The sequence below is a fragment of the Streptomyces sp. NPDC104367 genome (assembly GCF_055583825.1).
Genome location: NZ_JBVJND010000021.1, coordinates 97,696 through 121,703, shown reverse-complemented (window position 1 = coordinate 121,703; position 24,008 = coordinate 97,696). Strand labels below are relative to the sequence as shown.

The 24,008-nt window shown below is 68.9% G+C and carries 20 protein-coding genes; 8 read left to right on the top strand and 12 right to left on the bottom strand.

Annotation, left to right across the window (positions count from 1 at the left end; genetic code table 11):
- Positions 1-147: 147 nt before the first annotated feature.
- Positions 148-741, bottom strand: a complete 594-nt coding sequence (locus ACZ619_RS28895) for a TetR/AcrR family transcriptional regulator (protein ID WP_469604860.1) — start codon at positions 739-741, stop codon at positions 148-150.
- 173 nt (positions 742-914) lie between these two features.
- Between ACZ619_RS28895 and ACZ619_RS28890 the strand changes: the two genes are divergently transcribed.
- Positions 915-2,396, top strand: a complete 1,482-nt coding sequence (locus ACZ619_RS28890; RefSeq protein WP_469604857.1) for an MFS transporter — start codon at positions 915-917, stop codon at positions 2,394-2,396.
- Between the two features lie 403 nt (positions 2,397-2,799).
- Here ACZ619_RS28890 and ACZ619_RS28885 read toward each other — a convergent pair whose 3' ends face one another.
- The gene (locus tag ACZ619_RS28885) at positions 2,800-3,489 is read right to left on the bottom strand and encodes an SDR family oxidoreductase (protein WP_469604855.1); all 690 of its coding nucleotides are present in this window, start codon (positions 3,487-3,489) and stop codon (positions 2,800-2,802) included.
- 111 nt (positions 3,490-3,600) lie between these two features.
- Here ACZ619_RS28885 and ACZ619_RS28880 point away from each other — a divergent pair, with 111 nt between their 5' ends.
- From ACZ619_RS28880 to ACZ619_RS28865, 4 genes are all read left to right on the top strand, one after another.
- Positions 3,601-4,152 (top strand): TetR family transcriptional regulator, encoded by a 552-nt coding sequence (locus ACZ619_RS28880; protein ID WP_469604854.1) that lies wholly within the window; start codon positions 3,601-3,603, stop codon positions 4,150-4,152.
- A gap of 860 nt (positions 4,153-5,012) precedes the next feature.
- A complete protein-coding gene (locus ACZ619_RS28875) occupies positions 5,013-5,699 on the top strand; it encodes an ABC transporter ATP-binding protein (protein ID WP_469604851.1) in 687 nt (228 codons plus the stop codon).
- A gap of 39 nt (positions 5,700-5,738) precedes the next feature.
- Positions 5,739-7,730, top strand: coding sequence for an FtsX-like permease family protein (locus tag ACZ619_RS28870; protein ID WP_469604849.1), 1,992 nt, complete (start codon positions 5,739-5,741; stop codon positions 7,728-7,730).
- 118 nt (positions 7,731-7,848) lie between these two features.
- Positions 7,849-9,063: a sensor histidine kinase gene (locus tag ACZ619_RS28865; RefSeq protein WP_469604846.1), complete on the top strand. Its 1,215-nt coding sequence runs from the start codon at positions 7,849-7,851 to the stop codon at positions 9,061-9,063.
- 72 nt (positions 9,064-9,135) lie between these two features.
- Here ACZ619_RS28865 and ACZ619_RS28860 read toward each other — a convergent pair whose 3' ends face one another.
- The 3 genes from ACZ619_RS28860 to ACZ619_RS28850 all read right to left on the bottom strand — a co-directional run bounded on the left by ACZ619_RS28860 (position 9,136) and on the right by ACZ619_RS28850 (position 11,910).
- Positions 9,136-9,669 carry a 2,4'-dihydroxyacetophenone dioxygenase family protein gene (locus ACZ619_RS28860; protein ID WP_469604843.1) on the bottom strand — a complete coding sequence of 178 codons (534 nt, stop codon included), beginning with the start codon at positions 9,667-9,669 and terminating at the stop codon, positions 9,136-9,138.
- Between the two features lie 620 nt (positions 9,670-10,289).
- Positions 10,290-10,592 (bottom strand): helix-turn-helix domain-containing protein, encoded by a 303-nt coding sequence (locus ACZ619_RS28855; protein ID WP_469604840.1) that lies wholly within the window; start codon positions 10,590-10,592, stop codon positions 10,290-10,292.
- Between the two features lie 73 nt (positions 10,593-10,665).
- Entirely contained in the window at positions 10,666-11,910 is a 1,245-nt protein-coding gene (locus ACZ619_RS28850; protein WP_469604837.1) for an IS256 family transposase, read from the bottom strand.
- Positions 11,911-12,220: 310 nt separating this feature from the next.
- Here ACZ619_RS28850 and ACZ619_RS28845 point away from each other — a divergent pair, with 310 nt between their 5' ends.
- Both ACZ619_RS28845 and ACZ619_RS28840 read left to right on the top strand, forming a co-directional pair.
- Positions 12,221-12,799, top strand: a complete 579-nt coding sequence (locus tag ACZ619_RS28845) for a TetR/AcrR family transcriptional regulator (protein WP_469604834.1) — start codon at positions 12,221-12,223, stop codon at positions 12,797-12,799.
- 86 nt (positions 12,800-12,885) lie between these two features.
- A complete protein-coding gene (locus ACZ619_RS28840) occupies positions 12,886-14,352 on the top strand; it encodes a DHA2 family efflux MFS transporter permease subunit (RefSeq protein WP_469604831.1) in 1,467 nt (488 codons plus the stop codon).
- A 146-nt stretch (positions 14,353-14,498) separates the two neighbouring features.
- Here ACZ619_RS28840 and ACZ619_RS28835 read toward each other — a convergent pair whose 3' ends face one another.
- The 7 genes from ACZ619_RS28835 to ACZ619_RS28805 all read right to left on the bottom strand — a co-directional run bounded on the left by ACZ619_RS28835 (position 14,499) and on the right by ACZ619_RS28805 (position 22,603).
- Positions 14,499-14,702 carry a hypothetical protein gene (locus ACZ619_RS28835; protein WP_469604829.1) on the bottom strand — a complete coding sequence of 68 codons (204 nt, stop codon included), beginning with the start codon at positions 14,700-14,702 and terminating at the stop codon, positions 14,499-14,501.
- A 325-nt stretch (positions 14,703-15,027) separates the two neighbouring features.
- Positions 15,028-17,007: a RiPP maturation radical SAM C-methyltransferase gene (locus tag ACZ619_RS28830; protein ID WP_469604827.1), complete on the bottom strand. Its 1,980-nt coding sequence runs from the start codon at positions 17,005-17,007 to the stop codon at positions 15,028-15,030.
- A 54-nt stretch (positions 17,008-17,061) separates the two neighbouring features.
- Positions 17,062-17,400, bottom strand: a complete 339-nt coding sequence (locus ACZ619_RS28825; protein WP_469604825.1) for a hypothetical protein — start codon at positions 17,398-17,400, stop codon at positions 17,062-17,064.
- Positions 17,387-18,346, bottom strand: a complete 960-nt coding sequence (locus ACZ619_RS28820) for a hypothetical protein (protein ID WP_469604822.1) — start codon at positions 18,344-18,346, stop codon at positions 17,387-17,389. The genes ACZ619_RS28825 and ACZ619_RS28820 overlap by 14 nt, the downstream gene beginning before the upstream one ends.
- Positions 18,347-18,680: 334 nt before the next feature.
- On the bottom strand, positions 18,681-18,842 hold the full coding sequence (locus tag ACZ619_RS28815) for a hypothetical protein (RefSeq protein ID WP_469604821.1): 162 nt from the start codon (positions 18,840-18,842) through the stop codon (positions 18,681-18,683).
- 261 nt (positions 18,843-19,103) lie between these two features.
- A complete protein-coding gene (locus tag ACZ619_RS28810) occupies positions 19,104-21,296 on the bottom strand; it encodes a beta-glucosidase (protein WP_469604819.1) in 2,193 nt (730 codons plus the stop codon).
- On the bottom strand, positions 21,293-22,603 hold the full coding sequence (locus ACZ619_RS28805; RefSeq protein WP_469604816.1) for an MFS transporter: 1,311 nt from the start codon (positions 22,601-22,603) through the stop codon (positions 21,293-21,295). Before ACZ619_RS28805 ends, ACZ619_RS28810 begins: the two co-directional genes overlap by 4 nt.
- A gap of 316 nt (positions 22,604-22,919) precedes the next feature.
- Between ACZ619_RS28805 and ilvC the strand changes: the two genes are divergently transcribed.
- Positions 22,920-23,933 carry a ketol-acid reductoisomerase gene (ilvC, locus tag ACZ619_RS28800; protein ID WP_469604813.1) on the top strand — a complete coding sequence of 338 codons (1,014 nt, stop codon included), beginning with the start codon at positions 22,920-22,922 and terminating at the stop codon, positions 23,931-23,933.
- Positions 23,934-24,008 lie beyond the last annotated feature (75 nt).

Genomic DNA, 24,008 nt, shown 5'->3' with positions numbered 1-24,008 from the left:
AAGAGTTCACTGCCAACTGGGGCACCCCTGGCGGCCCTTGAACGCCCGTGGGGAGGATCACAGGCGCAATTCGGATCGCCGCATGCGGCGACGGCCACCCCCGCCCGGCAGACCGGCGAAGGTCGTCGGACGGCTTCAGGACCGCCGTCAAGGACCCTCGGCGGCCGGCCGGGCCGGCGGATCGATCAAGTCGCAGGCAATGCCCAGCGCCGCTTCGATCAGCTCCGGGCCTCCGCACTCGATCCGGTCGGCTTCCTCGCCGGCCAGGTGCAGTGCGGTGATGGCGAGGCGGACACGCAGCGATGCGGCAGGGTCACCACCATGGGACAGCACGCCCGGCCCGCCCAGGAGTTCAAAGAGCGTCGTGACGTGCTGCCGCACCTCGGCCGCGAGCGGTTGGTCGCGCAGCGCCGGCTCGTTGTCCTGCGTGAAGCGGGCCGCAGCTGTGATGCCGCCCGCCGTCAACTCGGCGTAACGGCGCAGCATTTCACGCCGGGTCTCGGGTCCTGCGGGCTGCCGTTTGCCCCAGTCGGTGAGTTGCGCGACGGCGGCGGAGAAGTCGGCCAGTACGGCGGCCAGGATCTCCTCCTTCGACTTGTAGTGGTAGTAGAGGGCCGCCTTCGTGATGTCCAACCGTTCCGCGATCATGCGCAGCGACGTGCCGTCGTACCCGTGCTCACTGAAGAGCTGAAGGGCTACGCGCTGGGCGCGCTTACGGGTGTCGGTACGGCGGCCTGCCATGGAAGTCCCTTCGTCGCCGTCGTCTGGGCCGGCCTGCGGACCGGCCCGCCAAGGCCAACCCTTCCATTACTTGCCGATCGGCAAGTAATGGACTAGCTTCGCTTCGCCGCTAACTTTACCTGTCGGCAGGTAATGGATGCGAGCGCCCGAACACGACGCACCAGGGGTGCACCATGCCGAACAAGACGGACAGAAAAAGGACGAAAAGCGCGGCGCGTGGGGGAAGTGCCGATCCGGCCCGGCTGCACGCGCGCCGCTGGTGGGGTCTGGCGGTCCTCGCGATCGCCCAGCTGATGATCGTGCTGGACACGACCATTGTGACCGTCGCGCTGCCCACCGCCCAACAGGATCTGGGCATGACCGACGCGAGCCGGCAGTGGGTCGTGACGGCCTACACCGTGACCTTCGGCGGGCTGCTCCTGGTCGGCGGCCGCATCGCCGACCGGCTGGGCCGTAAGCGCACCTTGATCGTCGGTGTTCTCGGCTTCGCCGTCGCCTCCGGGCTCGCCGGCATGGCGGACTCCGGCCGGATGCTGATCGCCGCCCGCGCCGGACAGGGCCTCTTCGCGGCCCTGCCGGCCCCTTCGACCCTCGCGCTGCTGATGGCGGTGTTCCCCGGACCGGCGGAACGCGCCAGGGCCATCGGAATCTACAGCGGCGTGCTGACCGCCGGCGGCGGAATCGGCCTGGTCGGCGGCGGGCTGATCACCAGCTGCCTCGACTGGCGGTGGTGCATGTACGTCAACATCCCGATCGCCCTGCTGGCCGCGTCGGGCGCGATCGCCTCGCTGCCCGATCCGCCCGGACGCCCAGACGCACGAATCGACGTCCTGGGAGCCCTCACCGGCTGCGGTGGCATCGCAGCGCTGGTCTATGGGTTCTCCGTGGCCGGCGAACACGGCTGGCACACCCCTCGGCCGTTCCTCTGCCTGGCCCTGGCCACGGCCCTGCTCCTGACGTTCGGGATCGCGCAGGCCCGGCTGCGTACCCCTCTCCTTCCGCTGCGGATCCTCACCGACCGCAACCGGGGCGCGGCACTCGCCACCGTCGCGCTGGCCACGCTCGGACTCTTCGGGGTGTTCCTCTTCCTCACCTACCAACTGCAGTCCGTGATGGGCTACTCCGCGGCCAGGACCGGTCTCGCCATGCTCCCACTGGTGGCGATGAACGTGACGGCGGCGACCCAGCTCTCCAGCCGCCTGCTCCCCAAACTGCCGCCTCGGCTGCTCATCGTGCCCGGTCTGCTCTCGGCGGCCGGTTCGCTCGCTCTCCTCAGCCAGCTCACCCCCCGCAGCTCCTACACCGCCGTCATCCTGCCCGCCCAGCTGCTCCTCGGACTCGGCATCGGCACCCTGCTCGGCCCCGCCGTCGCGACAGCCACCAGCGGAGTCACCCCTCACGACGCGGGCATCGCCGCCGCGACCGTCAACACTGCACAGCAGACGGGCGCCTCCATCGGCACCGCGTTGCTCAACACCATCGCGGCCGGCGCCACCAGCACCTACCTGGCCGACCACCGCGGCCCGCACATCCTTCAGAACGCCACCGTGCACGGCTACGCCGTCGCTGCGAGCTGGGCCCTGGGCATCATGCTCGGCACCGCGGTCCTGGCCGCCCTGTTCATCACCGCGGACCCACGCAGAACCACACCGTGACCGGCGGCAGAGCCGAGCAGGGCAGCTGCGCCCCACGGGACACACGACCACAGCACCGCTGCACCACAGCCTCCCTGCGCGACATCGCCGAGCGGCTCGCCATCACCACCGGCACGGCGAAGGGCCGGCACCTTCACCCGCCACCGTCATGCAGAGGCTGCGCGAACACGACGAGCGGTTCACGATGGTGAGCCTGTGATCACCCCGCTGCCAGGCCCTGGTCCGAACCAGGGCCCAGGGTCCCGCTCCTCCGCGCAGAAGCGCGTCACGTCATCGGAAGACGGCCGACGCATCCATCGACGGTGGATGCGGCGGCACTCGCTCCCGAAGGGGCCACCGGGCCGTTCGGCTCCAGGCCCTGCCCGCCGCCGGAAAGCGCTCCGGCGGCGGACCTTCAGGGACGTTACGCCTGAGCAGCCAGGGTGGCCGACAGCCCCTGCCGGACCTGCGCGGTGAGCTCGTCCGCGAGGACCTCCGGAGTGCCCTGCTCGATCGCGCGCAGCGCCTGCGCGGCGACCTCGGCCGGGTCGGACTTGCCTTCGGGCGGCATCACGGCGGTCATGTCGGTGTCCATGAGTCCGACGTACAGGGCGGAGACCGCGATGCCGCGAGGGGCGAGCTCCTCACGCACCGCGTTGCTCATCGCCCAGACAGCCGCCTTGGAGGTGGCGTAGGAACCGGCCTGGGCAGGGTGCATCCAGGCGATCACCGAGGCGACGTTCAGCACGGCGCCACCGCCGTTGCCCTCGATGATCGGGGCGAACGCGCGCGTCACCGTGAGCGGGCCGTAGAAGTTGGTGTCCATCTCGGCGCGCACGCTCTCCATGCTGCCGCTGATCAGCGGGTTGTACAGGGAGATACCCGCGTTGTTGACCAGGAGCGTCACGTCCGAGGCGACACGGGCGGCCTCGAGCACCGAGTTCTCGTCGGTCACGTCCAGGCCCAGCGGGGTCACACCCTCCAGGTCCACCGTCTCGGGGCGGCGCGCCGCGGCGTAGACCTTCACGCCGGCGTTCACCAACTGCTGCGCGAGGTGGCGTCCCAGACCGCGGTTGGCACCCGTGACCAGCGCGACAGATCCCTTGAGCTCCATGATCACTCCTTGTTCAGGCGGGCCGTCCGGCCAAGCGCCAAAATAGATTACATCTGTAATGTAATCACGCTCTACGATAGATGTCGAATGGCATCCAGAGGGAGGCGGACCATGGGGCGCGTGTCACAGGCTCAGGCGCAGGAGAACCGGCAGCGCGTCGTGCGGGCCGCCGCCGAACTCTTCCGGGAGCGAGGGGCTCAGGTCAGCGTCGTCGACCTGATGAAGGAGGTGGGGCTCACCCACGGCGGGTTCTACAAGCACTTCGCCTCCAAGGAAGCCCTCTTCGAGGAAGCCATGGCGCTGGCCTTCCAGGAGGCGGCCGCACAGGAGTACCGACAGCCCGCGGCCGAGGGCGGGCTCAGCGAGGAGGCGATCGCCTCCTACCTGTCCGTCGAGCACCGCGACGCCGTCGCGGAGGGCTGCCCGGTGGCGGCGCTCGCCACCGACATCGCACGAGGGCACGGCGGGTCCGCCGCCCGGGTCCGGTACAGCGACGGCGTCGCGCAACTCGCACAGCTCCTGGCCACCGATGGGGGCGATGACGGGCTGAGCCGGATGTGCACGATGGTGGGGGCACTGGTCCTGGCCAGGGCGACCAAGGACACAGAGCTGTCCGAGGCGATACTCACCGCCGCCCGCGCCGCGCTGAACACGTCCGGCTGACGCCGACGGCCATCCCCTCGCGGTAGCCGACAGATCCAGCAGCACCGCGACGGCACAGCCCCGAGCAGGGGAGCGCCGCCCCGCAGGGCCGGTCCGGCTCTTGATCGGACCGGCCCCGACATGCACCCGCCCGGCTCATGGGCGCGGCCACGAGCCGGGCGGTGGCGCGCCGCCGGGCCGACGGGACAGTCGCCGTACGGAGGACCGGCGCCTCCACAACACCTCCCGCCCCGCGTCCCCGGCCAGGTCGGCCCGTTGCGGTCGCGAACCCTGGCATACGCCGCCGGTCCAGGGAAGCCACGCTGGGGCGCTCTGACTCCCGGCTCCCCACCCGGACCGATCACCTGCATGCTGGGCCGACAGGCCGACAGGCCGACGCCCAAGGGACATCCGTATCGGCAATTCGGCCGATGGCGGCCGTGGGCCGGCGCGTGAGCCTGGCCGTTCGGCCGAGGCGCGGGGCTCCCGGCACGCGGAGGATGGAATCCGCGCAGCCCACCTCCCGACGCCTGACGCGTCTCCCACCACCCCGTACCGCTCCGGTCCCGGGGCGGTACGGGACCGACCGCGGCACGTCGTCGGCGCGGTGGACAGCGCACGCCGAGGACCAGCGCCCCGGCGGGGAGCGTCCGCCCGTGACCGAGCGGCGTCCGGTGCGAGCTCTCCGCATGCCGGACACCGTGACGCGGTGGACGTCGCCCGCCGGGACACCAGCGGCCTGCGGTGGCCGGGCAGGGCTCGCGTCTCCCGGCCGCCGCGACCGCGCGGCCGTCCGCACCACCGTCACCGTCACCATCGCCGGGATCAGGGCCCGGCACGGTCGGCACCGGAACTTCCAGCATCAGAGGGGCTCCCGCATCATGAACATCGTCCTTGCCGGGTACGGCCTGACAAAGACCTACGGCAGCGTCACCGCCCTCGGGGGCGTGGACATCGAGGTCCCCGACCGGGAAGCACTGGCGATCATGGGCCCGTCCGGATCCGGCAAGTCCACCCTCCTGCACACGCTGGCCGGCATCGTCCGTCCGGACGAGGGGCAGGTCCTGCTGACCGGGGAGCGGATCGACCAGCTGTCCGAGAACCGGCTCAGCGCGCTGCGGCGTCGGCGATTCGGCTTCGTGTTCCAGTCCGGCCAGCTGCTTCCGGAGCTGTCCGCCGAGGAGAACGTCGCCCTGCCGCTGATGCTGGAGGGCACTCCTCGTCGCAAGGCCGTGCGGCAGGCCCGCCGTTGGTTCGAACCTCTCGGGCTGGCCGGGCTGGAAGGGCGCCGTCCCGGTCAGCTGTCCGGTGGACAGGCCCAGCGGGTGGCCATCGCCCGGGCGCTGGCCGTCGACCCCTCAGTGGTCTTCGCCGACGAGCCCACCGGGGCTCTGGACCAGGCGACCGGGAGTGAGGTGATCCGCCTGCTCACCACCGTGACCCGGACCTCCGGTGCCTGTCTGGTGATGGTCACCCATGACGCCGGTGTCGCCGCCCACTGCGATCGGATCCTGCACGTCCGCGACGGCCGGATCGGCGCCGCGACGTCGCCCGTCCCGTGTGCGTGAGCACCGCCTCCGCCTCCTGCTCACTCTTTGGAGTCCTGCGTGCCCTCCTCGATACTCCCGCTGACCTGGCACCTTGCCAGGTCCTCCGGCCGCCGTGGCCTGCAGAGCAGTGTGCTGGCCGCGGCTGCCGCGGCCGTCGGCGCTCTCGTGCTGCTCCTGCTGCTGGCGGCCACGGTCGGCTCCGCCACCCGCGCGGTCCGGACGGCCTGGCGCACCCCTGATCCGGCTCCGGGCCGGAACGCCACCGCCGTCCAGACCCTCACGACGACGTACGTGCGGCACCGTCCGGTCACCGTCGTCACCCTCGCGCAGCTGCCCGGCCGCGCGGCGACCCCAGCACCACCCGGGCTGGACCGCTTCCCCGGCCCCGGGCGGATCTACCTCTCCCCCGCCCTCATGCGCCTGGCCCACGAACTGCCCGCCGCACAGCTGGCCGATCGCTTTCCCACGAGAACCGGCTACGGCACCCTCGGCGACGCCGCCCTGGCGGCACCGGAGGAACTGGTCGCCGTCGTCGGACGGGCATCCAACGACCCCGCGATCCGCGGCGCCGAGGACGGCGGCGGGGCCGACCGGCTGGCCGCGGTGGCCCGGGTCTCCGGGTTTGCCGGCGCGCGGCCCAGCGTGTTCACCGAGTCCGACCAGGACGTCGCCCTGCTGGGAGGCGCGCTCCTCGTCGTGCCGGTGATCGTGCTGGCTGCGGCGGCCGGCCGGCTGGGCACGGCCCGACGTGAGCAGCGGCTCGCCGCACTCCGGCTGGCCGGGGCGACCCCCCGGCAGATCCTCGCTATGACCGGCGCCGAGGCGGCGGCGGTCGGCCTCGCCGGCGCGCTGACCGGCGCGATCGCCTACGTGACGCTGCTGCCGGTCCTGGCGACCGTGCCGTACGGCATCGGCAGCTGGTACGTCTCGGAGGTGTGGGTCGGGTTTCCCTGGTTGCTCGCGGTGGTCGCGGCCGTCGTCCTCCTCACGGTGCTCAGCGCCGTCACCACACTGCGCGGCGTCGCCGGAGCGCCGCTCGGCGTCGCACAGCAGTCGAGCGCGCGCCGCACCAGGACGGTCCGGCTGTTGCTCTTCGCCGCGATCGTCGGCTTCGTGGTGATCGGCGCCCAAGGCGGTGCGAGCTCCCTGCAGCAACTCGGACTGATCGTCCTGGTCTACGGGGCCTTCTGGATCCTCGGGCCGTGGGTGGTCGACCGACTCGGCCGGATCACCGGACGACTCGCGAGGCGGCCCGCCACGCTCCTCGCCGCGCGCCGGCTCAGCGACGACCCGCGCGCCGCATGGCGCACGGTCAGCGGTCTGGTCCTGGCCGGCTTCGTCGCCGGATTCTTCACGGTCGGTCAGATCGGGATCCTCGACACGCGCTACCCGAACCAGATCGCCCTGCCGGCCTCGTCGTCCAGCCCCGATGCCATGCTCCGGAAGGCGAGCCGGCGCCTCGACGACGCCGGCGTGACGGCGACGGTGCGTACGGCGGACGTGAACAGCATGCTCGGTGCCGAGAAAGGCATCGTGGTCCGGGTGCGGGGCGGCCAGGCCGACATCGACACCGCCCTGACCGCACTCGCCCCGGTCTCCCCCGGCGTGCCGCCGCGTACCGATGACTACGTCAACGCAGAAAACACGGCCGTGAACCGCCTCATCGGTCAGGTCGGCCTGGCTTCCCTGGCGGTGGGCTTCGTGGTCGCGGCTGCCTCCGCCGGGCTCACCGCCGCGGCCACCGTCCTCGACCGCCGCCGGGTCTACCGGCTGCTGTACCTCGCCGGTGCCCCGCCGCGGGTACTGAACCAGGCACGGCTGCGGGAAACGGTCCTGCCGCTGGTGGCCCTCGCGGGAGGCACGACCGGCACCGGCGCCTACGCGGCTCTTCGCATCAACGCGATGTTCGACGCCTCGGTGAGCACCGCGGGCCTCGTACAACTCGCGGTGTGCTGCGCGATCGGCACCGCGTTGATGGTCCTGGCACTGGCCGGCAGCAGTCCGCTGCTCCGCAGGGTCACGACGGAGCCGGCCGCGGACCGTGACTGACGGACGCCCGTCCCGCCGCGCCACGGCACTCGCCGGTTCCCGGCGACCGGCACCGGGTCAAAGGCGCCCCGGCCGCTCGGCGGACACCATGGCGAATCCGCTCACTACGCTGACCCGTATGCCGTCGATCTCCTCCAAGGGCTGTGGCCAAGGCGTCACCGTCGGACTGCTGCTCATGGCGTGCGTCGTGGATCTCCTCAGCACCTACGCCGACGGCAGGAGCGTCCTGCCCACCACGGCGGTGCTGGTGACCGGCCTCGCCGCCGTTCTGTGGCCCGCCGGGCGTCGCCCGGTCCGGCTCAGCCCCCAGTTGCGCGTCGGGGTACCCACACTGGTTTCGGCGCTCTACACCGCCGGGTCGCTGGTGACCGGCGAGGCCGGCACGTTCGGCCCCGGTGAGGCGATGATCCTGGTGTGTCTGCTGTTCATCGCCGTACGGCACTGTCCGCGTGGCTGGGCTCCGGCGTGCGGCGTGGCGGTGAGCGTCGTCCTCGTGACGTTGCCGCTGCGGTACTACCGGGCGTGGACGAGTGAGGCGTCGGGCCTCATGCTCGCGGGCCTGGTCCTCGTCGGACTCGTCGTGGGACTGGCGAGCTACCTGCGTTCACTCGACTATCGCAGGTCCGTGGCCGTCGAGGAGACGCGTCGGGCGGAGCGTCTCGTGATCGCCGCCGACCTGCACGACTTCGTCGCGCACCATGTCACCGGCATCCTGGTGCAGACCCAGGTGGCCCGCATGATGGCGGCCTCGGGCTCAGACGGCCTGGATCCCGTTCTCGCCGGCATAGAGCGGGCCGCGACGGAATCACTGGCGTCGATGCGCCGCACCGTCGGAGTCCTGCGCGACAGGGACGACGAGACGCCACGGCGTCCCGTGGGCGACTTCGCGGCCATCACCGACATGGTCGAGGACTTCGGGCGGCCCGGTCAGAACGTCGTTCTCCGGCGCGATCCCGCGTTGCCGGACTCCGTTCCGCACGAGGTGCAGGCGGCCGCGTTCCGCGTCGTCCAGGAAGCGCTGACGAACGTCAGACGGCATGCCTCCGACGCGGCAGAGGTCACCGTCTGCCTGGCCTGTGCGGAGAACCGGCTGGAGGTCTCGGTCTCAGACGACGGCCGCGGCGACACCGGACCGGGGCTTCCCGAGGCCGCGCGCGGCGGCGGCTTCGGACTCGTGGGTCTGGCCGAGCGTGTCACCGCGCTGGGCGGACAGCTGCGTACCGGGCCTCGCGAGCCGAGCGGGTGGACGGTCCACGCGGTCTTCCCCATGGAGGCGCGGACTCCGTCGTCCATGTCCCCTCCGCAGCCGCGGAACGGGCATCCGACAAGGTGAGGGCGACTCCCCCGGCGCACTGTGTGGCATTCCCCACGACTGCCGTATCGTCGCCCTCACTGTCGGCCCGGACTACGCCTCGGTGAACGCCGCCGTCCCACCGGTCAGATACTTGATGGGGCCGAGGCCCTGCGCCTTCGCGCACTGCTCGGTCAGGTTCCGGACCGCGAGTGCGTCGAGGACGGAGTGGAACTGGCCGTCGTCGGTGAAGTTGACGTTGGCGCCGTACACGATGAACAGCACGACGGTGGGTTCCGTGGCCGTCTCCGGTACGGCGAAGGTGTGGACCGAGGAGGCCGGCTCGTAGAGGTACGACCCGGCGGTCTGGGGCTGGTCCGGGTACTCCTTGTAGATCCACTCACCCTTCAGCGTGTAGCCGTGCACCGGCCCGGTGTGCAGGTGAATGGGCAGCTCGGTACCGGGAGCGAACGTGCCGAGCACCGTCCAGACCCCGATCTCCGGGTCGAGGAACAGCGGCTGGAAGTCGATCCCGGGGGCCAGGGAGTCCTTCAGCACGGGGATGTCGTTCACGTTGACCGTGAGCAGCTCGGTCTGCGGGAGGGAGGCGACGGGGATCTTGCTCGCCGTCAGATTGGTCGTGGTCATGGCGGGTACCTTCCTTCTCATGTCGGTCGCACCCCGCCGGGACGGGTCGCGTTCCCGTCCTCGGCGAGTGGCGCGCCTCGGGTGTGGATCGGCTCAGGGCAGGGCGATGACCTTGGCGTCCTTCATGGGGGCCGGCCTCGCGAACGCCTCTGGCGTGCGGGGAATGCCGAGGTTCGGGGCGATCTCGTCCGTGGCCGGGAAGCTCGGTCGGCCGGCGTCGTCCTCCGTGCACGGACCGACGACGGCTCTCGAACGGGGCGCGACCTCGGAGAGAGGCTGTCGGAGGATGTCTCGCGCGGACAGGATCGCGGACTCGGTCTACGCGCCCGAGGTGACAGAACCGCCGAAGCCGTGCGTCACCAGGTCCGGCCGGAGCAGGAACCATGCCGGGACGGCTCCGCTGTCCGGCAGCGGTATCCCACCCGCCTCAGGGCGGCTGGGGCTCTTCCTGTTTCGACAAGGAACTGCATGGCTCTGTCTGCTTCCTCGAAGACGGAGGTCGTCACACCCTCGGCGCGATGTGACACCGAGGGAATGCTGACATCGGCATAGCGCCATGAACTTGCCCCAACGTGACAATTACTTGGCAATTGGCGACGGGAAACAACTATCAGGGGTCGTCAGCGACCGGTCTGCATGTCGATGATGTGCACTGCCATCAGCGCCGTGAGCATGCCGTCCAGGCTGTAGAGGTCGCAGCCCGAGATGCTGCGGATTCTGTTGAGGCGATAACGAACCCCGTTCTCGTGCGCGGCGGGCTGCCGTGCGGTGACACGGATCCCACTGTGGTTTTCCGGGTGCGTACGAAGCGTGCTCAGCAGTGCGGGATCCGCGTTTTCGAGAGGTCCGAGAAGCTCCAGGGCGAAGCGGCCCACCCTGGTCGGTTCGCCTCCGTCGAGAATGAGGCCCAGGCCGAACTCCACACGGAAGTCACCGTCGCACGGACACAGCCGGCACCGCGCTCCCGGCACGGTCATGTCCCGCGGGGTGGTGTAGTCAGGGCAGCTGTTTCGGTTCCGGTTGTGGGGTGATCTGCGGTTCGGGTTCGGTTGGCTTGGTGGTGAAGAGCTCGGCCATGGAGCCTTCGGAGAGGTAACGGCGGTCGAACACCTGCCATTCGTCGTGGAGTTCGGCCAGCACCGCGGCGGCGAGCCGGTCCAGGGCGGCGGGGTTGGGAAAGACCTGGACGACGTCGGCCCGCCGTTTGATCTCCCGGTTCAGCCGTTCCAGCGGGTTGGTCGACCAGATCTTCTTCCAGTGCGCCGGCGGGAAGTCGGCGAACACGGTGATGTCCGTCGCCGCATCCAGCAGCATCGTCCTGACCTGCGGGAACTGCCGCCCGAGCATGTCGGCGACCACGTTCAGCTGGGTGCGCACCTGCTCGCCGGTGGTCTGCGCGAAGACGGTGCGGATGGTGGCGGCGACCATCTCCCCGGAACCCCTCTCGATCACCGAGAACACGTCCCGGACGAAGTGAACCCGGCACCTTTGCCAGGCCGCGCCGAGGAAGACGGTGCGGATCGCGGCCACCAGACCGCTGTGGCTGTCGGAGATGACCAGCTGGACGTTCTCCAGGCCACGGGCTCGTAAGGACCGCAGGAACTTCGTCCAGAACGGCTTCGACTCGCTGTCGCCGACCATCAGCCCGAGGATCTCGCGGTGCCCGGTGGCGGAGATCCCGGTCGCGATCACCACGGCCTGCGAGGCGATCCGGTGATTGACCCTCGCCTTGCAGTAGGTGGCGTCCAGGAAGACGTAGGGGAAGACGGTGTGGTCCAGCGGCCGCTCCTTGAACGCGGTCAGCTCCTCGTCCAGCTCACCGCAGATCCGGGAGACCTCGGACTTGGAGATCCCGCTGTCCGCACCCAGGGCTTTGACCAGGTCATCGACCGAGCGGGTCGAGACACCGTGCACGTATGCCTCCATCACCACGGCGAACAACGCCCGGTCGATCCTGCGCCGACGTTCCAGCAGCGACGGGAAGAACGACCCGCTGCGCACCTTGGGGATCTTCAGGTCCAGGTCGCCGGCCTGTGTGGTCAGCAGCCTGTCCCGGTGGCCGTTGCGCCAGGTCGTGCGCGTTTCGGAGTGCTCGCGCGGCGCGGCCCCGATCACATCCGTGGCCTCGGCCTCGATCAGCTCCTGCAGGATGCGCTCGCACACCACCCTGATTGCCTCAACTCCATCGGCCCGACGTAGTGACTCCAGCAGCCGCATCAGCTCAGACTGGGACAAGGCCATCGCATACTCCTCCGGTTGAACTGCCCGTTCACCAGGGAGACTTACGCGATGGCCTGCCCTTGCTCAGGGAGCATGCACCGCCAACGGATGCACGCCCCGGGCAGACACCCGCGCGTTCCGGGACCCTGCCCGGCTACACCACTTCATGGGACGCGATCCCCGGCACCGACGACACGTTGCTGTCGGAAACCGCCTGCGCTGCTCCGATGCCCGCGCAACCCCACCCGTGGGACAAGCGCATCAAGTGCCAGACGCAGCCCCTCACTCCATACTTGACCCACAGGTCAAATATCTTGCTACAGTGGCCGCCATGGGTAGGCCCAAGGAGTTCGATCCGGATACAGCGGTCGACCAAGCGATGAAGCTGTTCTGGCGCCAGGGGTACGGCGCCACAACACCTCAGGATCTTGTCGACACCCTGCAGATCGGGAAGGGCAGCCTCTACAACGCATTCGGCGGCAAGCGCCAACTCTTCGATCTGGCACTGCGTCGCTACCTGGACCAGCAGGCGTCGGCCATGAGGGCGCTGGCCGAGGACTCCAGCCCGGTGAAAGGACGACTCCGCCAGGCACTGCGGTTTCTCACCGAGACCGACGTCACCGATCCGGCTCGACGGGGCTGCCTGGTGACGAACAGCGCGGTGGAGTTCGGATGTGCCGACGAAGCCGTGACCGCGCACGTGCGAGGCCACTTCGACCGCATCGAAGACACCCTGCAAGCACTGATCGAGGAAGGGGTGCGCACCGGGGAGATCCAGCCCGGACGCGACACCAAGGCCTTGGCCAGCATGCTCTTGAACACCGTCACCGGTATGCAGGTCCTCACCCGTATCGAACCCGGGCCTGAGCGCCTCCTGAGGGTGATCGACGCAACCATCGACCTCCTCTGATCAACACCTGACGCCGTACCGGCCTTGAGCAGTCCGTACGCGTACCCAATTTCTGTACCTGCAAGTCAAAAATAGGAAGGGAAGCGATGTCGCATCAGCAGAGACACCAGCATCGGCACCGACGGGGCACGACCATATGGGCCGTGATCGTCACCAGCGCGGCCGGATTCATGACCGCACTGGACAACCTGGTGGTCACCACCGCCCTCCCCTCGATCCGCAAGGACCTCGGGGGTGGGCTGGAAGACCTCGAATGGACGGTCAGCGCTTATACCCTCACCTTCGCCGTGCTGATGATGTTCGGCGCCTCCCTGGGCGATCGCTTCGGCCGCCGTCGGCTGTTCGGCGTCGGGCTGGGCATCTTCACCGCCGCCTCGGCCGCGGCCGCGCTCGCACCGAACATGAACGAACTGATCGCCGCCCGTGCGGTGCAAGGCATCGGCGCGGCGATCGTGACACCGCTGACACTCACGCTGCTGTCAGCCGCCGTTCCGGCCGCACGGCGCGGCGTCGCCCTCGGCGTCTGGGGGGCGGCCGGCGGCATCGCGGTCGCGACCGGGCCGCTCATCGGCGGCACGCTCACCCAGCACCTCTCCTGGCAGTGGATCTTCTGGGTGAACGTCCCCCTCGGCCTGGCGCTGATCCCGCTCGCCCTGCTCCGGCTGGAAGAGAGCCACGGCCCGCACCCTCGACTGGACCTGCCCGGCACGGTACTGGCCAGCACCGGACTGTTCGGCATCGTCTACGCCCTGGTGCGCGGCAACGCCGACGGCTGGACCAGCGCCCGGGTGGTGACCAGTCTGTCCGCGGGAGCGGTGCTGCTCGCCGCCTTCGTGGCCTACGAGTTGCGCGCCAAGCATCCGATGCTGCCCATGCGGCTGTTCCGTCATCGGTCCTTCAGCGCCATCAACGCCGCGAGCGTGCTGATGTTCCTGGGGATGTTCGGGGCGATCTTCCTGCTCACCCAGTATCTGCAGCTCGTGGGCGGCTACTCGCCGATGGAGGCGGGAGTCAGGATGTTGCCGTGGACCGCCATGCCCATGATCGCGGGGCCGTTGTCCGGGGCCCTGTCCGACCGCGTCGGCGGCGGTCCGGTCGTCGCCGCGGGAATGGCGCTGAACGCTGTGGGCCTTGGACTCTGGGCGCTGGTCGTCGAACCGCACATGACGTACTCGCACTTGCTGCCCGCGCTGATCGTCTGCGGCATCGGCATGGGCATGGTCTTCGCTCCGACGGCGAACCTCGTGCTGAGCACGGTCCGTCCGGACGAGCAGGGCATCGCTTCCGGTGCCAACAACGCGATCCGCGAAGTCGGCGGCGCGATCGGCGTCGCGGCGCTGGCGGCCGTCTTCTCCGCCCAGGGCGGCTACGGGTCCCCCTCGCTGTTCGTGGACGGACTGACGCCGGCTCTCTGGGTCGGGGCCGGCGCAGTCGCCCTGGCCGCAGTGCTTGCCTTCCTGATCCCCGGAAAGCGCAAGGCCGGGAGTCAGGTTGCCGGAGGCCAGACGCCTACCGACACTCTGGCACCCGTCAGGACCGGGGCGCTGTCGTAGGACTTGGCCAAGCCACGTCCGGAAAGCAGGCTGCTCGGGTCGGCGACCGAGCCTGACCTACGGTGCTTTGATCGGTCTGGCGGGCCTGAAGGGCGCGGCGCCGTCCAAGTCGTCGGTGTCAAAGGGCCGGCTCTCCGCGCGCCTCATCAGTCCGTGTCGTCGGTCTCTGCCGTGAGCCACAGTTCGAAGCGGTTGCGACGGGCCAGTTGCATCACTCCGATCGCGGCGCGGCCTGCGACGCCTGTGCGGGGACCGAAGACTTCGGTGAGGAGGTCGGTGGCGCCGGAGGCGACCTGGTGGACGTCCTCGAAGTCGGCGGTGCGCGCGACGAAGCAGAGGGCGCGGACCATGGAGGTGACCCTGTCGAGGGAGCCCAGGGCGAGCCGGATGCCTCCGAGAGCGTTGATCGCGGCGGCACGGGCGGCCTCCCGGCCCTGGCTGAGCGTGAGGTCGTCGCCCAGCCGGCCCGGTCTTCCGGGGTGTACCCGCTAGGAAGAGCAGGCGTCCGCTGCGGTGGAAGGCCTTGACGGTGCCGTAGCGGCCCCCGTACGGGGGATCACGGTAGTCGGGAATCTCCAGGCCGAGACGGGCTTCATGCGTCTCCGCGCTTCGGAATGTCCGGCCGGCAGACGTGATCGTGGAGCCCGGCATGCGGGGCCATGGCCGCTACGGCGCCTACGAGTCCAGCCCGAGCGCCGGCCACTGCTTCGGGGTCACGAGCGTTGGCGGTCGGGGTTTCGCCGGCAGGGCGAGGCTCAGGAAAGTGCCGTCTTCGTGCAGCATGAGGTCCTGTCGCTCGAACGCGAAGAGCATCTCTTCGATCTGTTCGACGGACTGGTCGAGGGAGAGTGTCTTCTTCAACTGCCTGGCGTTGGTGGGTCGGTCGCTGCACGCCCGGTAGACCGCGGCCGGGGCGTCCTGGAACCTGTACGACTTCTTGTTCGCCTGGTCACGGAAGTCGTCGATGTAGATCTGCCCGGGTGACGACCAGAAGAGAAGCGTGGGTTTCGCACGCGCCTTCCAGGACGTCTGCCACTCCCGGACCTCGTCACGGATGGGTTGATAGGTTTCGTCCGGCAGTGCGTCCGCCATCTGGTAGTCGAAGAAGTAGGCGATCCGGGCCAGGTCGATCCGAGCGGGGTAGACGTACGCGTAACTCGCCTCGGGTTTGACGTAGTCGGCGGCGAAGGACTCCCTGTCCGAGAAGAGCGGACTGTATCTTTCCATCCAGATGCGGCTGGTACTGGTCGGTGGTTGAAGATGCCGGAGTCGGCGTATCGTCGCGAGCTGGTCCTCGTAGAATGCCACCTCTTCCCCAGGAAATCCCCAGATGATGTTCCAGGCTATGTCGATGCCGTAGTACATGCCCCACCGAAGCATGTTGACGTTCTGCAGTCCGGTGATCCCCTTTCGCATCAGCTTGAGTATCCGGCTGTCCAGGGACTCGATGCCCGGCTGCACGTGCACGATACCGCTGTCGCGCAGTGCCTTGATTTTTTCCCGGGTCAGATTCGATTTCACCTCGTAGAAGAACTGGTAGTTGAAACCCTCCTCCTGGAGTTCGGGAAGGAGGTTGGTGAAATATTTCATGTCGAGGATGTTGTCGACAGCCTCGAAGCGTAGACTCCCGTAGGATTTTGCCAGTTCCGCGAGTTCGTGCCGGACACGGGACGACGACTTGGACCGGAAGCCCATGGTCGATCCGTTGAGACCGCAGAATGTGCAGTGGTGCTTCTGGCCCCACCAGCACCCCCGCGAGCTCTCGAACGGAAGGGAGACCAAACGGCGTGACTCCTCCGAGATCACCCCCAGGTCCAGGGCGCGGTCGAAGTACTCCGCGAAGTCGGGAACGGGCAGCCGGTCCAGGTGGTTGAACGGCGGCCGGCCACCGCTCGCCGGGCCCGGGGAATTCGAGGTGATCCCCTTGTTCGCCAGGACTCCCGCCACCGCGGAGGGATCGCCGCCCCCGGCGACCACTTCGAGGAACTCCGGAAAGGATTCGTCGGATTCACCATCAAATGCGTAGTCGATGAAATCCAGCCGAGACATCAGCTCCTCTCCCATGTCGCCCTCGAAATTCGCTCCGCCGAAAATGATCAGCGTCGAGGGGAAGCGCTTTTTGATGCGCCTGGCGAGGGCGAAAGAAGCCGCGTTCTGCTGGAAGGTCGACGTGAATCCGATGATACGGAACGCGCCCCAGTCGACCTTCTCCAGCAGCGAATCGACGAAGTCGGGGACACTCTCGTTCCTGATGCCGATGAACTGCTCGCGCGTCAGTTTCAGGTCGGCCAGCAACGCATCGGTCTCCTCCGCGAAGTGGTCCAGCATCCGGCCCTGCGGATCCGGTGCCTCGTCGCCGAACGCCGCGACGGAGAAGAGCCAGTCACCGAAGAGTCGTCCGCGATGGTGCGCCATCTGTTCGTAGGCTCGGTGCCCCATCAGTTGGGAGAATTCGAGGTTGAAGTAGAAGTTCTCGGCCCGGAACCCCGCCTCGGCGGCGAGGGACTTGAGCAGGCCGAGTTGGAGAGAGGGCTGATAGATGGAGACGAAAGGCATGTTGACCAGCGCCACCGCGCATGCCGCGCGCTGGTCGGCGGTCGCTTCCACGGTGCGGGACGGCGCCGGGGTCAGGGAGAGGAACGTCCTGGTGGTCATCGCGTGATCCTTCATGTCGGACGGCGGACGGACTTCCTTGTTGGCCCTGAGCGCTCACGGCCCCGCGGAACCGTCCCCTTTCTCGTACCTGTCCGGCGTTCCGTCCCCGGTCCCGTCCGCGTGCTCGATCCAGCCGTACGCCGTGAGCTCCTCCACCAGACGTGCCACCGGCGTCACCGTCTCCTCAAGCCGACAACCGGCGGCCTGAGCGAGGACAGCCTGGAGGTCCTTCTGGGTGCGGGGTGCGCGGAGGGCCTCCAGAACGATGCGCGCGGACTGGTTGACCCGGGCGGCCGTGAAGGTCCGGTCGTCCACGACGCGGGCGGTGCCGTCGGGTTCGCCCTGGAGGTGGAGAGAGCCCACCAGGCGCAGCGGGGTCTCAGCGGGCGACAAGGCGGGCCTCCGTGGAGATGAAGTCGAAGTGCATGCCGTTGAGTCCGTTGCCGACACCGAGGTGGATACCGGCGGCGCCCTCGTTGAGCAGGCAGTTGAGGCTCCAGTCGACCCGGGCGGGGTCGAGGAGTCCCGTACCGATGGCGATCTCCGTCACGGCGGCCCGGTATTCGGGGCCGCTGGTGGCGTCGATACCGTCGGCCCAGGCGCCGAAGCCGTCGACGAAGCGGTTGTCCTCGATCGTGACGTACAGAGGGCATGCCTTCCGCAGGCCCTCGGCGATCTCCTTGGCGGATTCGAAACGGTCCGCCCGGGCCCCTTGGAGTTCCCGATGTCTGGCGACAAGCACGGAATCTATGCGCAGCGTTCCGGAGACCGAGAGATCCGAGTCGACATTGCCCGCCAGGTCCGTCGGTGACATCGCCACCTCAAAATAGTTCCCGATGGTGGAATGTTCGTCGGGAAGGAGTTCCGTACGGGTGCGGCTGGAGAGCTGGAGCACCTCCGGGAGGCGCACGGTCAGATCGGTTCCCGGGCCGGATATTCCGATTTCCGCACGGCTCAACAGCAGCTGCGTGATGACCCGCCGATTGGTGGCCACGGCACCGACCAGGTCGATTTCCGAGAATTTCTCGATGGCGTACCGCGCGTTCTCCGGGTCGCCGGAGAAGGACGCCAGGGAAATCCACAGCACACTGCTGTCGGAGAGGATGTCCCGCAGTTCGAGCCGGGACGGCAGGCGTCCGTAGTCCAGGGGTACGGCGACGGTGCGGGGCGGTGGGACCTCCCGCCCGGAGAGCACCCCCTCGAAGGTGGCCGCCCGCAGTCCGTGCTCCGCCAGCCAAGCGGCGAGCCCCGGGTCGTCGGTGAGGAAGCAGCCGTCTTCACCGCCGAACACCGCCCGCAAGTTGGCCTCCAGGCCGCTGCGCAGGGTCGCCTCACGCATCGGCGGCCTCCGGGACGCTCAGGCGCTCGTCCGGAACCAGAGCGGCCAGACATGGACAGGTCGGGATGTCACCGAGATGGTTCTTCAAGATCGTCCCGGTTCTGCGCTGTACCCCCGTGTCGGCGGCGTGGGAGTCCCCACCCCCGCGCCCGTCCGGCAGTTGCAGGGCGCGCCCGTACACGTCCCCGTCGCTCGCGACGCCCTCCGCCACCCATATTCGCCTCGACATGTTCCGGCTCTCACTCTCGAAAGGTGCACCAGGAAAAACATAAACCGGCGACGGCCGGCGCCGGAATGAATTCCGACGCCAGCCTTTCCCGCGGCGTCCGAGAGATCAGATACCGTTGTAGATGATCACCATCAGCGGCTTGGGGGACTCGCTTTCCAGGCCCATTCCGTTGATTCCCTGCTCGTCGTCGAGAGCACCGAGCGGGGTGATCGTCGGGGATTCCAGGTTTCCCAGCATCATCGGTTCGGCGTGGGTGATCTGCGTCACTTTACTGCCTCCGTACGAGTTGGTCGACGACCGGAAGGATCTTCCGCCCGCAGAACTACATTACGAACGACAGGTGATGCACGTCCATGAAATTCACGGGCATGGTTGAATAAATAAATAATTTCCCAATGTTTGTCGAATCCCAATGAAGACTTGACGGTATTCAAAGTCGACGGTGCCATATTGCCGGGCGCACTCGTGCACGTCCCCGCGGCCGGGGCGGGTTCTCACCCGTCCCGGCCGCAAGCCCGCCGTCCTCGGTCAGTCCGTGAGGTCCGCGTACGCCTCCAGCAGCTTCGTCGCGTCGTCCTCTTCGAGGGGGACGCCGGGGAACTCGATGAGCTGCCGCAACGGGTTGGCCAGCACCGAGTACTTGCCGGCCCCGTCGGAGAGCAGGTCACCGAAGCGACCGCGGACTCCGCCGCGTTCCTCGATGAGCTGCCACAGCGCGGGCCCCAGCCGGGGGTGATCCGACCACTCACCGAGGGTCGACCAGACGGTCACCGGCTTGCGGGGCTGCTCCCCCGGCAGCGTCACGCCGTGGGACGACCTGATGTCACGGGAGGACGATCCGACGTGGAAGGTGTAGTCCCCGCCGTGGTAGGTCCAGCCGAGATCCGTGTCGTAGTACCGGAGGGAGTCGCGCTGAACGGGGATGGAGATCGTACGCCGTTCGCCGGGGGCCAGCCGCACCTTCGCGAAGGCGCACAGCTGCTTCTCCGGCGTGATGACGTGCCCGGTGCGGTCCGACGCGTAGACCTGGACCACCTCGGCACCCTCGCGGTCGCCCGTGTTGGCGACGGTCACGGTCACCGTGACCGCGTCGGCCGCGTCGAGTCCGTGGACCTCCAGCTCCCCTTCCTCGTAGGCGAACTCGGTGTAAGACAGGCCGTGCCCGAAGGGGTAGTCGACAGCGATGTCCCGCGCGTCGTAGTAGCGGTAGCCGACGAAGAGCCCCTCTCCGTAGCGCACGTGGCCGTTCTCGCCGGGGAAGTCGAGGTAGGCGGGCGTGTCGGAGAGCCGGACGGGAACGGTCTCGGCGAGCTTGCCGGACGGCGTCACGTCGCCGAACAGGACGTCCACCACGCTGTCGCCGTGCGCCTGACCGGTGAGCCAGAACTCGACGACGGCCTGCGTCCGGTCCCGCCAGGAGGCCGTGGTCACGACCCCGCCGTTGGCGAGTGCCACGACGGTCCGGGGGTTCGCCTCGGTGACGGCCTGGAGCAGGGCCAGCTGGTCGGCGGGGAGGTCGATCCCCGTGCGGTCCTGGCCCTCGGCCTCGGCCCGGTCCGGCAGGCCCAGGAAGAGCACCACGACATCGGCGTCCGCCGAGATCCGTACGGCCTCGTCCACCAGCGCGGTGTCCGCCTCGCCGTCGAGCGTGTACCCGGGGGCGAACCGGGCGTCGCCGACCCGCTGTTCGAACGCCTCCAGGACGCTCACGACCCTGGTCGGGTTGACGTGGGAGCTGCCGCCGCCCTGGTAGCGCGGGACGCGGGCCAGCTCTCCGATCAGCGCGATCCGGCCGGTCCGCTCCAGCGGGAGGATCCCGCCCTCGTTCCTGAGCAGCACCGCCGACTCCGCGGCCGCCCGTCGGGCCAGCTCGTGGTGCGCCGCGAAGTCCGCCGGCGTGGGCTCACCCTTCCAGGTGCGCTCGGCCAGCCTGGTCAGCCCGTCCAGGACGCGGTCGAACACGCCCTCGTCGACGTCGGCGTCCCGCACCCGCGGGTCATCGGGCCTGCCGGGCATCCGCAGGTCCAGTCCGGCCCGCACGGCGGTGACCGGATCGTGCACCGCGCCCCAGTCGGAGACGACGAGTCCGTCGTAGCCCCACTCCCCGCGCAGAACGTCGGTGAGCAGCCACGCGTTCTCCGAGACGGAGACCCCGTTGATGCGGTTGTACGCCGTCATCACGGCCCACGGGTTCGCGCTGCGGACGGCGATCTCGAAGCCTCGCAGGTAGATCTCCCGCAGGGTGCGCTCGTCGACGTCCGCGCTGATGCGCAGCCGGTCGGTCTCCTGGTTGTTCACGGCGAAGTGCTTCACACACGCCCCGACGCCCTGCGACTGCATCCCCTGGATCACCGCGCCCGCGAGCGTCCCGGACAGCAGCGGGTCCTCGGAGAAGTACTCGAAGTTGCGTCCGCACAACGGCGTCCGCTTGAGGTTCATGCCGGGGCCGAGGACCACCTGCACCCCGAGGGCACGCGCTTCCCTGCCCAGCGCCGCCCCGACGCGGTTCAGCAGCTCCGGGTCCCACGAGGACGCGAGCGTGACCGCCGGCGGGAAGCACGTCGAGGGCAGGCTGCGGCCGAGGCCCAGGTGGTCCGGGTTGTCGTCGTCCTGAACCCGCAGGCCGTGCGGACCGTCGGCGAACCGGATCGGTCCGTGGCCGGGTATCGGCTGCGTGGACCAGTAGTCGGCGCCGGTGGTGAAGGCTGCCTTGTCCGTCATTTCACTCCCTTGACGAGCTGGATGGATCCGGCGCCCGCCACCGCAAGAGCCGCCGCGACGAGGTACAGGGCCGTGTAGTTCCCTGTGTCACCCGACGCACCGATGGCGAGCAGAGCGGGCGCGATGATCGGGGCGAGTGTCTGAGGCATGGTGCTGGACAGGTTGAACACGCCCATGCCCTTCGCCGCCTCCGACTGCTGGTCCGGCAGTACCTCCGCGACCAGCGCGTAGTCGACTCCCATGTACAGGCCCTGGGCGAAACCGGCGATGGCGATCCCGACCAGGAAGTGCCCCACGTGGTCGGCGAAGGCGACGACCAGCATCCCGACGCAGAACAACAGGGACGCGGCGACGACGAACGGCTTGCGGCGCCCGACGCGGTCGGAGAGCCAGCCGCCGACGATGCTGCTGACGGCGAGGCAGCCGGCGAGCACCAGCATCGCGTCGAACAGGATGCCCGCCACGTTGTCGGTCGTGTAGCCGAGCCTGTCGATGAGGAAGTACGTCTTGTAGGTCGTCAGCAGGTACAACGACAGCCAGGCGAGGAATCGCCCGAGCCAGGTGAACCCGAAGTCCCGGTGCCGCACCGGATTCACCCACAGCGCGCCGAGCACGACGCGCCAGTTGACTTTGCCGACCTGCTCCCGGGTCTTGGGCGCCTCGCGCAGGGTCAGGGTGAACGGCAGGACGAGGGCGAGGCCGATGAGGACGGGCGCGAAGAACATCCAGACGCCGTCGGTACCGATGAACTGGATCAGGAACGTGCCGCCGACGACACCCACCTGGGGCGTCATCCCCATGAATCCGGACACCCGGCCCCGCAGACGCGTCGGCACGCGCTCGGGCAGCACGGCGACGAGGGCGGCGACGGCCGCGTTGAAGGAGATCTGAGCAAGAGCCCAGCCGAGCGCGAGCACGGGGATGCTCGGGGCGAATCCGATCCCGATGACGGCGAGCGACCCCAGGACCACGCCGGCGATGATGTAGGGGCGGCGCTGTCCGAAGCGGGAGACGGACCGGTCGCTGAGCGCCCCGAAGAGGGGGTTGGCGATCAGTGCGCCCGCGGCGCCGATGCTGGCGACGAAGGCCAGTGAGCTAGCCTTGCCAGTGGGGTCGAGCTGCCCGACTCGGATGGAGAGCGTCACCGAGGCGGGTGTGACCAGCGCGGTCCATACCCCGATGAGGGCGGCGATGTAGCGAGCGACGAACCAGCCGTCGATGCGCTGTCCGGTCAACTGGATGTTGACCTCGGGCGCGCTGCCCGGCACCACTGGCTCCGTTATGGCGCCGCTGCTGGCGGTGTTCATGGGCTAACTCCATGGGGTTGCTGAGACGGGAGCTGCTCTGGTGGGGGCCCGGACACCGCTAACTTGCTGAGCCGGGTGAAGAGCGTGGGGTGGAAGGCCGCGGCGATGGCGACGGATGCCGTGGGGTGTACGGTGCCGGACTCGCCTACCTGCATGGATCGTGGATCCAGGATACATACCGTTCACATGTCCGCAAGGCGCGTGAACCCAGGATTTCTTGGGCGGGTCCCCTCCATATATCGACGATCGATATGCATCCTGGATCCAGGATGCATGTTACGTTCAGGTGACCTCAACTGAAGGAACGTGAGAACCGATGGCAACCAAGATCTATTACGACGCCGATGCGGACCTGTCCCTCATCCAGGGGCGGAAGGTCGCCGTGATCGGTTACGGCAGCCAGGGCCACGCACACGCGCTGAGCCTGCGGGATTCCGGTGTCGACGTGCGCGTGGGGCTGCCCGAGGGCTCGAAGTCCCGTGCCAAGGCCGAAGAGGCCGGCCTGCGGGTCCTCACCACCGCCGAGGCCGTCGCCGAGGCCGACCTCATCTCCATCCAGGCCCCGGACACCGTGCAGCGCACCCTGTACACCCAGGACATCGCGCCCCACCTCAAGCCCGGCGACGCCCTGTTCTTCAGCCACGGCTTCAACGTGCGCTACGGCTACATCACCCCGCCGGACGGCGTGGACGTGGCCCTGGTCGCCCCGAAGGGACCCGGGCACCTGGTGCGCCGCCAGTTCGTCGCGGGCAACGGCGTGCCGTGCCTCGTCGCGGTCGAGAGGGACGCCTCCGGAAGCGCGCTCGCCCTCTCCCTGTCCTACGCGGCAGCGCTCGGCGGCACCCGAGCCGGTGTACTGGAGACCACGTTCGCGGAGGAGACCGAGACGGACCTCTTCGGCGAGCAGGCGGTGCTCTGCGGCGGCACCTCGTCGCTGATCCAGACGGGCTTCGAGGTCCTGGTGGAGGCCGGCTACCAGCCGGAGATCGCCTACTTCGAGGTGCTGCACGAGCTGAAGCTGATCGTGGACCTGATCTACGAGGGCGGGATCGCCCGGCAGCGCTACTCCTGCAGCGACACCGCGGAGTACGGCGACCTGACCCGCGGACCGCGGGTCGTCAACAGCGCCACCAAGGCCGAGATGAAGCGCATCCTGGGCGAGATCCAGGACGGCACCTTCGCCAGGGAGTGGATCAACGAGGACGACAACGGCCGCCCGAACTTCCTCAAGCTGCGCGCCGAGGGCAAGGCTCACGGCATCGAGGAGGTCGGAACCAAGCTGCGCGGGCTCATGTCCTGGGTGGACCACCCGATCACCGAGACCGCCTGAGCCGGGAGCTTCCGGCCCGCCGCTGGATTCTGGATCCATCAGCAGTCGTATAGTGATGGTCCGATGTTCCAGGGG